This window comes from Prochlorococcus sp. MIT2302 (assembly GCF_059772385.1).
The window spans coordinates 262,779-275,863 of the sequence record NZ_CM186285.1; the positions used below are offsets into that span (position 1 = coordinate 262,779).

The following is a 13,085-nucleotide window of genomic DNA, read 5'->3' on the forward strand; positions in this document are numbered from 1 at the left end:
TCTAATTAATTTCCTGCAAAAGTTTAAAACTCAACCACCATCAATTTGACATCCAACCATTGATCCACCTACCAAACCAGCAGGGATTGCCCACCAACGATCTTTACCTCTGGATATTGCTGTAGCGAAGCCAGCACCTAAAATACCACCTGCGACTTTGCCTTCAGAGCAATCATTGTTATCAAATTCACTGTTTTTGTTTGTTGAGCCAATACCTGGACAGGGAACTTCAACCGTTTCCTCCCATTTCTTTACATACCCAGGATCCTTTCTTGTTCCTGGAACATATTCTTCTCTATATTCGTTTCTCGTACAAGTTCTACTTGAGGAGTAACCTCGTTGATAATTATCTGCAAGAATCGATGTTGATCCAGTGCAAATAAGAACTATCGAAAGAATCATTGATTTATATTTCATATTTTTGTTTGCGAGGTTTTGGATGCACTAATAATAGTGGAAATTAGTACACAAAAACCACCCAAGTAAATTGAACTTGTTATTGATTCTTGGAAAATTAATATTCCCCATATGCTTGCAAAGATAACCTGTGAATAATTTAATGAGGTTGCTTGGCCAGCTGGTAGTAGTCTTAAACCCTCCGTAATACAGATTTGACCAATTTGTGTGAAAATACCAATACCTGCTATCCAAAGCCATTCTGCTCCGGTTGGTAATACAAAATCATTAATGATAAAAGGAATAGATAAGGGTATAGAAACCAAAGGAAAGTAGTAAATAATTACAAGTGGGTGTTCTTTATAAGAAAGTTTTCTTACACATATATACGCTAATGATGTCATCAAAGCGCCTAATATTGCAATTATTACTGCTAATATTGTTTCTTGAATATTACTATTGGAGTTGAATTCTGGTTGACTAACTAAAAGAATTCCTATCCAACCAATAATGACTGAATAAACTATTCTCTTTAATATAAATTCTTTTAAAAATATGTATGCACATATCACTGTAAATGTGGGGTAAGTGTATTGAATTACTGTTGCTGTTGCTATTGGTAATATTGTTAAGGCCTTGAATATACAAAATAATGCTACTGTTCCTAACAAACCCCTTATAATTAGTAGTCTTTTCTGATATCCCCAGGGGTTGATTTTCTTTTTATATAAGAAAAATCTTGTTATTACTATACTTATGCTAGCCCTAGCAAAAACAAGTTCTGAAATAGGGATCCTTCCTCCAATCGATTTAACGCATACACTCATAAGGCTAAATGCTAAGCCACTTCCTATTAAAAATTTGATCCCTTCTAGATTTTTTCCAATATTAAATTCACTTGTAAGTTTTTTTTCTCTCAATTCCTAAATCTCTTAACTAAATATTTCAACATCAATTAAAATTATCATATGGCTACTGCTCGACTACATCCTAGAACAATTGAGTCTGTAAAAGAGCGTGTAGATATCGTTGATGTAGTTGGTGAACATGTTGTTTTAAAGAAAAAAGGTAAAGAATATGTTGGAATATGTCCTTTTCACGATGATAGTAAGCCTTCAATGTCAGTAATACCTGGTAAGCAATTTTATTATTGCTTTTCATGTGGAGCTGGTGGAAATGCCATTAAATTTTTGATGGAGTTTCAGAGACAAAGTTTTAGTGATGTTGTTCTTGAGCTGGCTAAAAAATATCAAGTGCCAATCGATACAGTTGAAGGACCGCAACAAGAAAGACTAAAGCAACAGATCTCACGAAGAGATACGCTATATCGTGTTTTGAAACTGGCTACAGGTTGGTTTAGAAATCAATTAAATTCTACTAATGGGGAAAATGCTCTTAATTATCTTAAAAATAAACGTCACTTGAGTGATGGTACTTTAATCAATTTTGAGCTTGGTTTTGCCCCAGACAATTGGGATTCATTACTCCAATATTTTGTAGATATAGAAAAAGTCAGTGTTGAGATCCTTGAATCTGCTGGTTTAATCGTACCTCGAAAGGGTGGTAATGGTTTTTATGATCGATTTCGTAATCGTATTATTATTCCCATACATGATAGGCAAAAAAGAGTTATTGGTTTTGGAGGAAGAAGTCTTGATGGGTCCGAGCCTAAGTATTTAAATTCACCTGAGACTGAAATCTTTGAAAAAGGTAAAAATCTTTTTGGTTTAGATAAATCAGCTATTTCAATTAGGAAACAAGATTATGCAGTTGTAGTTGAAGGATATTTTGATGTGATGGCACTTCATGATTCTGGTATTACAAATGTTGTCGCCTCGCTGGGAACCGCATTAAGTCGCAATCAAATAACGCTGCTATCTCGTTCTACCGATAGTAAAAAAATTCTTTTAAATTTTGATTCAGACAATGCTGGAATTCGAGCGGCTAATCGCGCTATTAGTGAGGTTGAAAACCTTGCTATTCAAGGTCAGCTAGATTTAAGAGTTCTTCAATTACCTTTAGGTAAAGATCCAGATGAGTTTCTTAAGGATAATTCACCCTCTGAGTATGAAGCATTAGCAGCTAAATCACCTCTTTGGATGGATTGGCAAATAGATCAATCATTGAACGATTTAGATTTAAACAAATCTGATCAATTTCAGGAAGCTGTTAGTACTTTAGTAAGTCTTCTTGGCAAACTACCTCAAACAGCGATCAGAACCCATTATCTACAGAAGGTCGCTCAGCGACTTAGTGGAGGTCAAGCTAGATTCGCTCTACAACTAGAGGAAGATTTACGTAATCAAATTAGTGGTCAAAGATGGCACGGACGTTCTAAAAAGTATGAAAAACCACAAGAAGTTAGTCTAAGAGAAAGAAGTGAAGCAGATATACTCTTTACTTATATTCACTGTCCTAATTATCGATCTTATATTCGTTATGAATTGCGATTAAGAGAATTAGATGATTTTGCAATTAATCATCATCGAGCGATATGGTCAACTATATGTAATATTGAGGAGAATAAGTTCGGTTCTGAAACTGTTGAGAAGATAAATCGCTCTAATGATTCAAATAATATTCTAGCCGATGTCGATTTAATTAAAAACTTGTTAGATAACTTCCTCGTTAGTAACAATGAACATCTTCCCAAACTTACTCCCTTACTAGAGGCTGATGAACTTCGTTTGGCAACACTAACTGATCCCGAATCACTCATTCGTGGATCACTAGCTGTTCTTGAAAAGCAAAAATCTTTAAAACGTTGTAGACATCTAATTGAAGCCTGGAGTTCTCAACGATTACAAACTCTTGAGAACTGTATTGCCTCTCTTATTGTTCAGGAATCTTCTAAGCCTAGTAATTCATCTGATATGGAAAAGAAAGTGATTAGCATGTTTGAAGAGTTAAATAATGACGCTTTAAATTTTCAGCAACTTTATTACGCTGAAAGGAAGCATATATTAAGTTTAGATCAACAGCGATGTTACAAATAATTTTCTATAGTAGTTATATATAACTGTGCTAAATTCCTCCTCTTTTAATTTAGATGAATGTTCTTTATCTAATGATCTATGGCCAGATTTTATTAATAAAATTGGTTTCATAAAAGCAAACTTAGCCATACGTCAGTCTCTCGATCTTCAGAGAATGCAGGGATCTAATTTAACTATACCTGTCCTTTTTCTTGATACATGTGGATCGGCCCTGGTTGATGCCAATGCTGTTAAGACTTATATTGGTTTTTCTTATTTGGAACCAGGAATGGTTTTGATTTTCAGTGGTAAAACAAAAGCTCTTCAACTCCTTAGAGAAAATTAATTTTTTTCAACTACTAGAAACAATATTTTTTCAATTCTTTTACTACTAATTTTGGTTTATTTTCTAATATATACGCTTGTCTTTCTTTCTCTTCCTCCCCGGATATTTTTATAGATTCCTTTAAAGCTTTTATCTTTGAGGGACTTATTGATAACTTTTGATCTATGTTTAATAACTTTCCATCATTGCATTCTTGTGCAACATGAACAGCTTCATGTCTTAAAGCTTTTTTTATATGTAATGCTGTCCTTTCAAAAGTATCCTTATCTTTCTTTCTTAAATTCGTATAGCCTTCTCTTTTCTTGGCATTATTGGTGCAAATTATAAGCACTTTCTCCCTCTTATTTAAGAAACCTACATAGTTATTACTTGCTAAGCATAGTGGTGTGTTCTCTGTTGTTTTATAACCAGATTGTTCAACTAATTTTACTATTTCTAGTTCTGTTCTATCTAGAAAATCTACGAATTCCATTATTCTTTTAATGCTTATGATTTTTACTTATCCTACTCTACCATGACTTTCTAATCCATTTATTGTGATAATGATCATTCTTAGTTTAAGTATAATATTAAATATTAATTAGCATATATTGTTGGAATATTTTCTATGTTTGTTGTCTTTATAAGAGATACTTTTTCCCTGCGCGGTCTCCATTCCTTTTCAATGATAGATGATCCCCAATTTATTGTATCTTTACCATTTCTATTGTTGATTTCATCTATTACATAATTTAGTCTTTGTTGAGATAACTCTTTTTCAATAGATTGTTGATCTAATAACTGTTTTTGTTCATATCGATTACTTTGTAGTTTATGTAATATTACACCTGCTTTTGTTAATCTTTTATATGGTCTAAATATTTTCCGTGTTAAGTCTAAACTTGTTTTAAGTATGATTCTTGAATCAGATGTTGGGACATTTATTTTTTCTGTTGCTTCGCTTTTATAAAAGTCTTTTGAATGAACATTTGTATTCGTGAATATTGTAATAGCTGAAGACAATTGATTATATTTTCGAAGTTTTGCGCATGCGATTAAAACATATTTAATGATTATCTGCCTCAACTCTTCTAAGCTATCTATTGGATATGAAAGACTCCTACTTACACAGATTTGTTTTCTATTTGATGATGTTTCTTTTATTGGGATACAGAGGTTTCCTTTTAATTCATTTTGAATACGTAGACCAACCACACCATATTTTTCTTTGATTTGGCTACTTGACATATCTCTAAGTTCTAGGGCATTAGAGATCCCTTTTTCTTTTAGCCATATGGACATTCTTTTACCTATCCCCCAAACTTGATTTACTTTAATTAGATTAAGATAAGGGTCTTTGTTTTCAATGATACCTATATCAAATATACCTGAATTACTTTCTATTTTTTTTGCTAGATGATTAGAAATTTTTGATAAAACTTTTGTCTCCCCAATACCGATAGTTATTGGTATTCCGATATTTTGGTAAACTATAGCTCTTAAATCCTTTCCCCATTGATATAAGCACTTTTCTTTAGGACGTTTTATCGTTCCAAATGCTTCATCTATAGAGTAGATTTCCAGTTCTTCACAATTTTTTCTTAGTAACTGCATTAATCGATTACTTATATCACCGTAAAGCTCGTAATTCGAACTTCTCACATTTATATTTAATTGATTTAGCTTATTCTTTAATTTGAAATAAGGTTGTCCCATAGGAATTCCCATTTTTCTAGCCTCTGAATTTCGAGCTATTATGCATCCATCATTATTTGAAAGTACAACTAAGCCTTTTCCTCTTGTAGATGGATCGACTAATTGTTCACACGAGGCATAGAAATTATTCCCATCAACCTGAAGTATTACTTTGGACATAATTAGACTTTTGTTTTTTGTAATTCATGTATCGAATAAGTGGCTATTCCCCATATTTGTATATCTGTATATTCATATAAGTTTATTGCTGGATAATTTTCTTTATCTGCTCTTAGATAATAATTATCTTGCTTTTTTATAAGTCTTTTTAAAGTAAATTCTCCATCCAAGAGAGCAACTACAATATGTCCAGGCTTTGGATTTATACTGCGATCTATTATTAATAAATCATTGTTATAAATTCCTGCGTTATTCATTGAACTACCGCTTACACGTAGAAAGAAAGTACTTATTGGATTTTTGATTAAGTATTTATTGAGATCGATTCCCAGTTCTATGTAGTCTTCCGCAGGAGAAGGGAAACCTGCAGAAATAGTTTCTGTTGCAAATGGAATTAATAGTGTCGATAAGCCTTCCTTTGAGGGATAGTACGAATTCTTTGAATACATAGGCCTAAAACAAGCACACTCAATATAGTACATATGAACTATATTGAGTGTGCTTGTTTTCCTTTCATTCTTTATGGTATGGCCCGCCTTGGACTATTGTTTTTGCGCGGTAGAGTTGTTCTATTAGTAAAAGACGAGCTATTTCATGCGGAAAAGTTAAAGGTGAAAGGCTTAGTTGCCAAGAGGCAAAATTATTTAGGGAAGGTGCAAGACCTGATGCGCCTCCAACAACAAAACTAATATTTTGATTATGAGAGTTTAGAAGTTTTGTTGCTAGTTGCTTTGATGTGAAAGATTGACCATTTTCATTGAGAGTTACGAGAATTTCGTTTTTGCTAATGATTTCTCTGATCGTATTTTCTTCTTTTGTTTGGTTATTGTCTTTAATTTCTATAATTTCTAATCCAGGTAACCTTTTTAAGTAAATATCTATACCTTCTTGAATCCACTTTTTCTTTATTTTTCCAACAGCAATGATTTTGTAGCGTGAAATATTAATCATAAAATAGATATTGCTAATCGATATCATCTTCGAGTAGAAATTGTCGAAATTGAGTATAAAGATTTAGTGAATCTTCGCTGGAAAGATCTTTAGAATTTTTATTAATATCTGGATCTGCATAGGCAGAAATATTCAGATTTTTTGATTCAAGTTTTTTCAGCCTTTCTAGTAAATGAGGCGGTACGTTTCCATCTGGACTTATTTCCATCAATTCTCGAAAGAGTTGTTCAGGGTTGGTTTCGATTTCAACTGGGTGTAACTTTTGGTTTTTTGCTTCTTTTTGACTTTTTAATTCATTTGATTCAGGTTTTGATATCTCTTTAGGAAGTTTTCGTCCAAGTTGTTTTAAGCGTTCAAGGCTATGGCTATCAAAAGTCATTTTGGAAAATGTATATTGATTGGAGATCTTTTTATAAGTATATTTTAAGTAATTTATTTTTACTTGAGTAAAATATGTGATCTTTTCTAATAAGGTTTTGGGATTATTCGTATGGGTAATAACTCTTTGAATAATTTTAGGCATATTCCTAGAAAACGTTTTGGGCAGCATTGGTTGAATGATCAAGATGTCTTGGATCAAATAGTTAAGGCTGCTGAATTGAATTCCGAAGATTGCGTATTAGAGGTTGGTCCAGGTAAAGGTGCTTTAACTGAAAAATTAATTGAATCCCAAGCAAAATTCATCCAAGCAATTGAGTTAGATAGAGATTTGGTCTTTGGTTTGAAAAAACGTTTTAGTCATCAAAATAAATTTGGCTTGAGAGAGGGGGATGTTCTATCTGTTCCTCTAGAAGCTGAAAATGGACTGAATATTAACAAAGTGGTCGCTAATATTCCATACAACATTACGGGCCCACTATTAAAAAGATTGATTGGTGAATTAAGAAAAGCCCCTGACAATCGTTTTGAAACTTTAGTTTTACTTATGCAAAAAGAAGTTGCGCAAAGACTTGTCGCTTTGCCAGGAAGTAGTAATTTTAGCGCTTTAAGCGTACGTATTCAGCTTCTAGCAAAATGTCAGAACGTTTGCGATGTGCCCTCTAAATGTTTTCAACCGCCACCAAAAGTGGATTCCAAAGTAGTCATGATTAAGCCCTTTGTCTCTAGTGAGCCAGATTTTTATGAGATAGGAAATTTATTAGAGAAACTTTTGAAACATGCATTTAGTGGTAGAAGAAAGAAATTACGAAACACGATTGGAAGTTTTGTTACTCCCAATGATCAGATAAAGGAATTTTTCGCCTATAGAGGTATTAGTCTTGATCAAAGACCACAGGAAATTTCACCTTCCAATTGGTTCGCCTTGGCAAAAGCTTTAAAAGAAACTTGTGTTATTGAAAATGGTTCCTCCCAAAGCAAATGAAGATGTTCTTATTGCAGAAGCACATGCAAAAATTAATCTACATTTAGAGGTTTTAGGGATTAGGGACGATGGTTTTCATGAATTGGCAATGGTTATGCAAAGTATTAATTTAAGTGATCAGTTGAGGATGATAAAGAATGAAGATAATAATATTACTCTAAAAACAAATACTAACGAGATTAGTAATGGTGAAGATAATTTAATAATAAAAGCTGCAAGTCTGTTGAGAAATAAAGTTGGAAATACTCAATTAGGTGTTGATATTGAACTTGTAAAAAATATTCCTATTGGAGCAGGATTAGCAGGTGGATCTGCTGATGCGGCTGCAACATTAGTTGGATTAAATAAGCTCTGGAAGTTAAATCTTGAGATTTCTGAATTAGAGAAGTTATCAAAAGAAATTGGATCTGATATACCTTTTTGCGTATCAGGAGGTAGACAGATATGTTTTGGTCGAGGAGAAATCTTAGAAAGACTAAATCTAGATCATTTTGATTTGGGTCTCATTTTAGTTAAAGATCCTTCTATACAAGTTTCTACACCAGTTGCATATAAAAAATATAAAGAAGAGTTTGGGAATAGATATCTTGAAAATGATAGGGATTTTAAAATCAAGAGAAACATTATCAGATCAATTAACTGGTCGGATCAGTCGCTTTTAGATAATCGAAAAGAAGTACAAAATGATTTGCAAAAAGTTGTCTGCCCCATGACACCAGAGGTTGAAAAGTCTTTAAATATATTGTCTCGGTTACCTGATTCCCGTCTTGTTTCAATGAGTGGTTCTGGTCCAAGTTGTTTTGCATTGTTTGAAAATTATAAGCAAGCAAATAAAGTACTAAAAGAACATGTTAATGAATTTGAAAAAGCTGGTTTATCCGCTTGGGCATGTTCAATGAAATCTAATGGAGTTCAATTAAGAGATGAATTCACCTAGTAATGGGTTTAAAAATGAATCTGATGATTTAGCTAATTCATCAGCAAGTTCAATAGCTTCCGCTAGTTCTGAACCAAAGAAAGGTCCCTTAAGCTTTCTCTCAGGTTCTATTACTAGCTTATCTTTTAGCTTGTTAAGCCTCTTTATTAGTAAAAAAATAGTTTTATATTTTTCGATTCATACACCGAATTATTCTTCGCCAATTGCCCAGAGTATTGCTTCTGGTTTTAAAACACTAATCATTGGAATTAGTTTTCTTGCAACTTTTACCTTTGGTTTCATTGGACTTGGTTTGTTTTTAGTATTTATTCGAAGTTTGATTGAAGGCAACAAGGACAAAACTGACTAGCATTTAACTATTAAATTGTCATATTTAGATGTTTCTATGACTCTTCATGATTTAGGACTTCTCGTTTTATTACTCTCTCCTGGAATGTTGCTCTCCATATTGCTGTTATCGACTTTTGCAGCAGGTGGGTAATTAGGCACTGATTGAGATAGTTTGGAATAACAAACCGGTAATCCGGACGATCTGTTAATTCTGTGAAAGGGACTCTTTTATTTAATGCTCTTCGTGAAGCAATTGATGAAGAAATGGACAGAGATCCTTTGGTCTGTGTAATGGGCGAGGATGTTGGACAATATGGCGGCTCATATAAAGTTACGAAAGATCTGTATGAAAAATACGGAGAGTTCAGAGTCTTAGATACACCAATTGCTGAAAATAGTTTTACTGGTATGGCTGTTGGTGCTGCTATGACAGGGTTAAGACCAATTGTGGAAGGGATGAATATGGGATTTTTGTTGCTTGCGTTTAACCAAATATCCAACAATATGGGAATGCTTAGATATACGAGCGGTGGAAATTTTACTATTCCAACAGTTGTTAGAGGTCCTGGTGGCGTTGGAAGACAATTAGGTGCTGAACATAGTCAACGACTTGAGGCCTATTTTCATGCAGTTCCTGGTATCAAAATTGTGGCTTGTAGTACTCCCACGAATGCTAAAGGTCTAATGAAGGCTGCTATTAGAGACAATAATCCTGTTCTTTTCTTTGAGCATGTTCTTCTTTACAACCTTACTGAAGAGCTTCCTGAGGGTGATTATGTCTGTGCCTTAGATCAAGCTGATCTTGTAAAGCAAGGAAGAGACATTACGATTTTGACTTATTCGAGAATGCGTCACCACTGCTTGAAAGCGGTTGAGCTTCTTGAAGGGAGAGGAATTGATGTTGAATTGATTGATTTAATTAGCCTTAAGCCTTTTGATATGGAAACCATATCTAAATCTATAAGAAAAACTCATAGAGTAATTATTGTTGAAGAGTGTATGAAAACAGGTGGTATCGCCGCTGAGTTAATGTCATTGATTACTGAGAATTGCTTCGATGATTTAGATTCTCCTCCTGTTCGTTTAAGCAGTCAGGATATTCCAACTCCTTATAATGGAAACTTAGAAAACTTAACTATTATTCAACCTCATCAAATAGTAGATGCTGCAGAAAAAATTATTAATAATGGTGGAGTTGATTAATAATGGGTAGAAAGAACTATTGGTTTTTTATAGTTATCATTTTTGCAATATTAAGTATTTTTATATGCAGCAATATACCTTTCCAATTAGGATTGGATCTACGCGGAGGTAGTCAACTTACTCTAGAGGTTCAACCTACTGAGGAAATCACAAAAATAACCCCCAACGAAATTGAAGGAGTTAAAGCTGTTCTTGATAAGAGGGTAAACGGATTAGGAGTTTCAGATTCACAACTTCAAACTGTAGGAACAAACCAATTATTATTAGAACTTCCTGGTGAGCAAGATCCTTCCGGGGCAGCGAAGGTATTAGGAGAAACTGCTCTATTGGAATTCAGAATTCAGAAAAATGGGACAGATGAGCTGTTAAGAGACTTACAAAATCAACGAAATAGCGTTGAATCTATTATTAAATTATTAGAAGAGAATAATACTTCAGCCCAATTAATAAAGGAGATCAATATTAATAAGGAAATTAATCAATTATTCGAAAAATATAATATTCAATCCGATCAGATACTAGATTTAGATCAGTTTAATCTTTTAAGGGATAAAATAAGTACTGACATTGCAGCTCTGTTTGAACCAACATCATTAACTGGACAATATCTTACAAATGCAGGCAGACGACAAGATCAAAATACTAATAAATGGGAAGTTACTTTAAGCTTCAATAATGAAGGAGGTGAATTATTTGCAGATCTCACAAAATCTATCGCGGGCACCCCTAGATTGCTTGGAATTATTATTGATGGTATTTCATATAGCGAAGCAAGTGTTGGTAAGCAATTTGAAACTGCCGGCATTACTGGTGGTGCAGCAACAATAAGCGGTAATTTTACTGCTGATGATGCTAGAAATTTAGAAGTTCAATTAAGGGGAGGAGCTCTGCCTCTACCTATTGAGATTATTCAGATAAGAACTATAGGTCCTTCTCTCGGGACTCAAAATATCCGTCTTAGTCTTTTTGCTGCCCTCACTGGCTTGTTTTTTGTAGGTATTTTTATGATCTTTATCTATAAACTAGCTGGATTTGTTGCCGTCTTGGCATTGTCTTTTTACTCGCTATTCACCCTCTCTATTTATGCACTACTACCAGTGACTCTCACTCTTCCAGGTATAGCCGGGTTTATCCTAAGCATAGGAATGGCTGTTGACGCTAATGTTCTTATTTTTGAGAGATTAAAGGAAGAATTACGCAATGGAAATACTTTGATACGCTCAATAGACGCAAGTTTTAAAAACGCTTTTTCATCAATAATTGATGGTCATTTAACCACTTTAATAAGCTGTATAACATTATTTTATTTGGGAACTGGATTTGTAAAAGGTTTTGCAGCTACCTTGGGTATTGGTGTTGTCTTGAGCTTGTTTACGGCCTTAACATGTACAAAAGCAATATTGAAGTTCCTAATGAGTTATCAAGGCCTTAGAAAAATTTCTAACTTTATTAACCTTAATCAGATTTCATTACCATCTACCAACGTTCAATAACAACTAATTCAAATCAACTAAATTATGAAAGCTAATTTTAATGTTCAACTCTATAAAAATAGAAAAAATGTTTGGCTTGTTTCATTTTCTTTATGTTTAATATCAATAATCGGGATGCTAATTTGCCTTAAAACTACTTCTATTAAGGCACCTTTAAATCTTGGTTTAGATTATACCGGTGGAACTCAAATAACCTTAGAGAGGAGTTGTACATATGAATGTATTACTTTAAATACAAGTGACATATCTAATAAGATAAAAGATATAAAAAATCTAGATAAAAACTTTATTTCAAATACATCTCCTAATTTAAGTAGATCACAAATACAATTACTCGATAATTCAAAGTTAATATCTATCAGGCTTCCATTTTTATCTGCAGCTCAATCTGAGTCTGTAGTGGCAGTGATTAATAAATCTTTTGGCCCGTTTAACAATCAAAATACTTCAGTTGAAATTATTGGTCCAAGTCTTGGAAAGCAGTTACTTAAAAGTAGTTTAATTTCTCTTCTCTTTGCTTTTCTCGGAATAGCTTTATATATTAACTTTAGATATGATCGAAGATACTCAGTCCTAGCTTTATTTGCTCTTTTTCATGACATAATTATTGTTTGCGGTGTATTTGCATGGCTGGGTTATTTCTTTAATGTAGAGGTCGACTCTTTGTTCGCTGTTTCTCTTTTGACAATTGCAGGTTATTCAGTAAACAATACAGTTGTTGTCTTTGATAGGATCAGAGAAAAAAGTTTAGTAGAAAAACAATTAAGTTTTAAGTATCAAATTGATAAAGCTGTTAGTGAAACATTAACAAGGACTCTATATACAAGTCTTACCACACTACTTCCTCTAATATGTATATTGATTTGGGGCGGATCAACATTATATTGGTTCGCATTTGCTTTATTTATAGGTGTTATAGCTGGTTCTTGGTCGAGTATAGCTTTGGCACCTTCATTGTTATCAATAACCAGCAACAAACAGCCTGAATGATTGAATATGTGCTTCATTTCTATAGATAAACTATTTGTTTATATAAAATATAATTGTTTACAAATTATTCTGATTTTACTTTCAATTTATGATTTAAGAACAGACCTTAGGATATTATTTGATTTTTTCACTTTCTCTACTTTCTTTTATACTATTTTTGAACATCCTCTTGCTATCACAATATTAATTTCTAGCCCTATTCTTTTTACTAAGAATCAAAAAAGCTTGAATAAAAAATAATTTTTTT

At 33.1% G+C, this 13,085-nt stretch carries 15 protein-coding genes; 8 read left to right on the forward strand and 7 right to left on the reverse strand.

All coding sequences use genetic code 11. The features are described 5' to 3' along the window. Positions 1 to 30: 30 nt before the first annotated feature. A complete protein-coding gene (locus AC6EI2_RS01395) occupies positions 31 to 417 on the reverse strand; it encodes a cAMP phosphodiesterase (protein ID WP_498462650.1) in 387 nt (128 codons plus the stop codon). Further along, positions 414 to 1,316 carry a DMT family transporter gene (locus AC6EI2_RS01400; protein ID WP_498462651.1) on the reverse strand — a complete coding sequence of 301 codons (903 nt, stop codon included), beginning with the start codon at positions 1,314 to 1,316 and terminating at the stop codon, positions 414 to 416. The genes AC6EI2_RS01395 and AC6EI2_RS01400 overlap by 4 nt, the downstream gene beginning before the upstream one ends. A gap of 48 nt (positions 1,317 to 1,364) precedes the next feature. Between AC6EI2_RS01400 and dnaG the strand changes: the two genes are divergently transcribed. Together dnaG and AC6EI2_RS01410 are read left to right on the forward strand one after the other, a co-directional pair. After that, positions 1,365 to 3,392 (forward strand): DNA primase, encoded by a 2,028-nt coding sequence (gene dnaG, locus AC6EI2_RS01405; RefSeq protein WP_498462652.1) that lies wholly within the window; start codon positions 1,365 to 1,367, stop codon positions 3,390 to 3,392. Between the two features lie 25 nt (positions 3,393 to 3,417). Then, positions 3,418 to 3,717 carry a hypothetical protein gene (locus AC6EI2_RS01410; RefSeq protein ID WP_498462653.1) on the forward strand — a complete coding sequence of 100 codons (300 nt, stop codon included), beginning with the start codon at positions 3,418 to 3,420 and terminating at the stop codon, positions 3,715 to 3,717. 13 nt (positions 3,718 to 3,730) lie between these two features. Here the strand turns inward: AC6EI2_RS01410 and AC6EI2_RS01415 are convergent, their stop codons facing one another. The 5 genes from AC6EI2_RS01415 to AC6EI2_RS01435 form a co-directional block, all read right to left on the reverse strand. Beyond that, a complete protein-coding gene (locus AC6EI2_RS01415; RefSeq protein WP_498462654.1) occupies positions 3,731 to 4,189 on the reverse strand; it encodes a DUF8637 domain-containing protein in 459 nt (152 codons plus the stop codon). Between the two features lie 104 nt (positions 4,190 to 4,293). Continuing rightward, the gene (locus tag AC6EI2_RS01420; RefSeq protein WP_498462655.1) at positions 4,294 to 5,571 is read right to left on the reverse strand and encodes a Y-family DNA polymerase; all 1,278 of its coding nucleotides are present in this window, start codon (positions 5,569 to 5,571) and stop codon (positions 4,294 to 4,296) included. Positions 5,572 to 5,573: 2 nt separating this feature from the next. Next, entirely contained in the window at positions 5,574 to 6,020 is a 447-nt protein-coding gene (locus AC6EI2_RS01425; protein WP_498462656.1) for a LexA family protein, read from the reverse strand. 64 nt (positions 6,021 to 6,084) lie between these two features. Then, positions 6,085 to 6,522: a 23S rRNA (pseudouridine(1915)-N(3))-methyltransferase RlmH gene (locus tag AC6EI2_RS01430; RefSeq protein WP_498462657.1), complete on the reverse strand. Its 438-nt coding sequence runs from the start codon at positions 6,520 to 6,522 to the stop codon at positions 6,085 to 6,087. 13 nt (positions 6,523 to 6,535) lie between these two features. Further along, the gene (locus AC6EI2_RS01435) at positions 6,536 to 6,901 is read right to left on the reverse strand and encodes a hypothetical protein (protein WP_498462658.1); all 366 of its coding nucleotides are present in this window, start codon (positions 6,899 to 6,901) and stop codon (positions 6,536 to 6,538) included. A 111-nt stretch (positions 6,902 to 7,012) separates the two neighbouring features. Here AC6EI2_RS01435 and rsmA point away from each other — a divergent pair, with 111 nt between their 5' ends. The 6 genes from rsmA (at position 7,013) to secF (ending at position 12,838) form a co-directional block, all read left to right on the forward strand. Next, positions 7,013 to 7,885 carry a 16S rRNA (adenine(1518)-N(6)/adenine(1519)-N(6))-dimethyltransferase RsmA gene (rsmA, locus tag AC6EI2_RS01440; protein WP_498462659.1) on the forward strand — a complete coding sequence of 291 codons (873 nt, stop codon included), beginning with the start codon at positions 7,013 to 7,015 and terminating at the stop codon, positions 7,883 to 7,885. After that, positions 7,863 to 8,822 (forward strand): 4-(cytidine 5'-diphospho)-2-C-methyl-D-erythritol kinase, encoded by a 960-nt coding sequence (ispE, locus tag AC6EI2_RS01445; RefSeq protein ID WP_498462660.1) that lies wholly within the window; start codon positions 7,863 to 7,865, stop codon positions 8,820 to 8,822. The genes rsmA and ispE overlap by 23 nt, the downstream gene beginning before the upstream one ends. After that, positions 8,809 to 9,171, forward strand: coding sequence for a DUF3082 domain-containing protein (locus AC6EI2_RS01450; protein WP_498462661.1), 363 nt, complete (start codon positions 8,809 to 8,811; stop codon positions 9,169 to 9,171). The genes ispE and AC6EI2_RS01450 overlap by 14 nt, the downstream gene beginning before the upstream one ends. Positions 9,172 to 9,416: 245 nt before the next feature. Continuing rightward, positions 9,417 to 10,355, forward strand: coding sequence for a pyruvate dehydrogenase complex E1 component subunit beta (locus AC6EI2_RS01455; protein WP_498463445.1), 939 nt, complete (start codon positions 9,417 to 9,419; stop codon positions 10,353 to 10,355). 2 nt (positions 10,356 to 10,357) lie between these two features. Next, positions 10,358 to 11,848, forward strand: coding sequence for a protein translocase subunit SecD (gene secD, locus AC6EI2_RS01460; protein ID WP_498462662.1), 1,491 nt, complete (start codon positions 10,358 to 10,360; stop codon positions 11,846 to 11,848). 24 nt (positions 11,849 to 11,872) lie between these two features. After that, positions 11,873 to 12,838: a protein translocase subunit SecF gene (secF, locus tag AC6EI2_RS01465; RefSeq protein ID WP_498462663.1), complete on the forward strand. Its 966-nt coding sequence runs from the start codon at positions 11,873 to 11,875 to the stop codon at positions 12,836 to 12,838. Positions 12,839 to 13,085 lie beyond the last annotated feature (247 nt).

Coding starts and splice junctions, on each gene's coding strand:
- AC6EI2_RS01395 (WP_498462650.1), bottom strand. CDS start 417: ATGAAATATAAATCAATGATTCTTTCGATAGTTCTTATTTGCACTGGA.
- dnaG (WP_498462652.1), top strand. CDS start 1,365: ATGGCTACTGCTCGACTACATCCTAGAACAATTGAGTCTGTAAAAGAG.
- AC6EI2_RS01415 (WP_498462654.1), bottom strand. CDS start 4,189: ATGGAATTCGTAGATTTTCTAGATAGAACAGAACTAGAAATAGTAAAA.
- AC6EI2_RS01420 (WP_498462655.1), bottom strand. CDS start 5,571: ATGTCCAAAGTAATACTTCAGGTTGATGGGAATAATTTCTATGCCTCG.
- AC6EI2_RS01425 (WP_498462656.1), bottom strand. CDS start 6,020: ATGTATTCAAAGAATTCGTACTATCCCTCAAAGGAAGGCTTATCGACA.
- AC6EI2_RS01430 (WP_498462657.1), bottom strand. CDS start 6,522: ATGATTAATATTTCACGCTACAAAATCATTGCTGTTGGAAAAATAAAG.
- AC6EI2_RS01435 (WP_498462658.1), bottom strand. CDS start 6,901: ATGACTTTTGATAGCCATAGCCTTGAACGCTTAAAACAACTTGGACGA.
- rsmA (WP_498462659.1), top strand. CDS start 7,013: ATGGGTAATAACTCTTTGAATAATTTTAGGCATATTCCTAGAAAACGT.
- ispE (WP_498462660.1), top strand. CDS start 7,863: ATGGTTCCTCCCAAAGCAAATGAAGATGTTCTTATTGCAGAAGCACAT.
- AC6EI2_RS01450 (WP_498462661.1), top strand. CDS start 8,809: ATGAATTCACCTAGTAATGGGTTTAAAAATGAATCTGATGATTTAGCT.
- AC6EI2_RS01455 (WP_498463445.1), top strand. CDS start 9,417: ATGGACAGAGATCCTTTGGTCTGTGTAATGGGCGAGGATGTTGGACAA.
- secD (WP_498462662.1), top strand. CDS start 10,358: ATGGGTAGAAAGAACTATTGGTTTTTTATAGTTATCATTTTTGCAATA.
- secF (WP_498462663.1), top strand. CDS start 11,873: ATGAAAGCTAATTTTAATGTTCAACTCTATAAAAATAGAAAAAATGTT.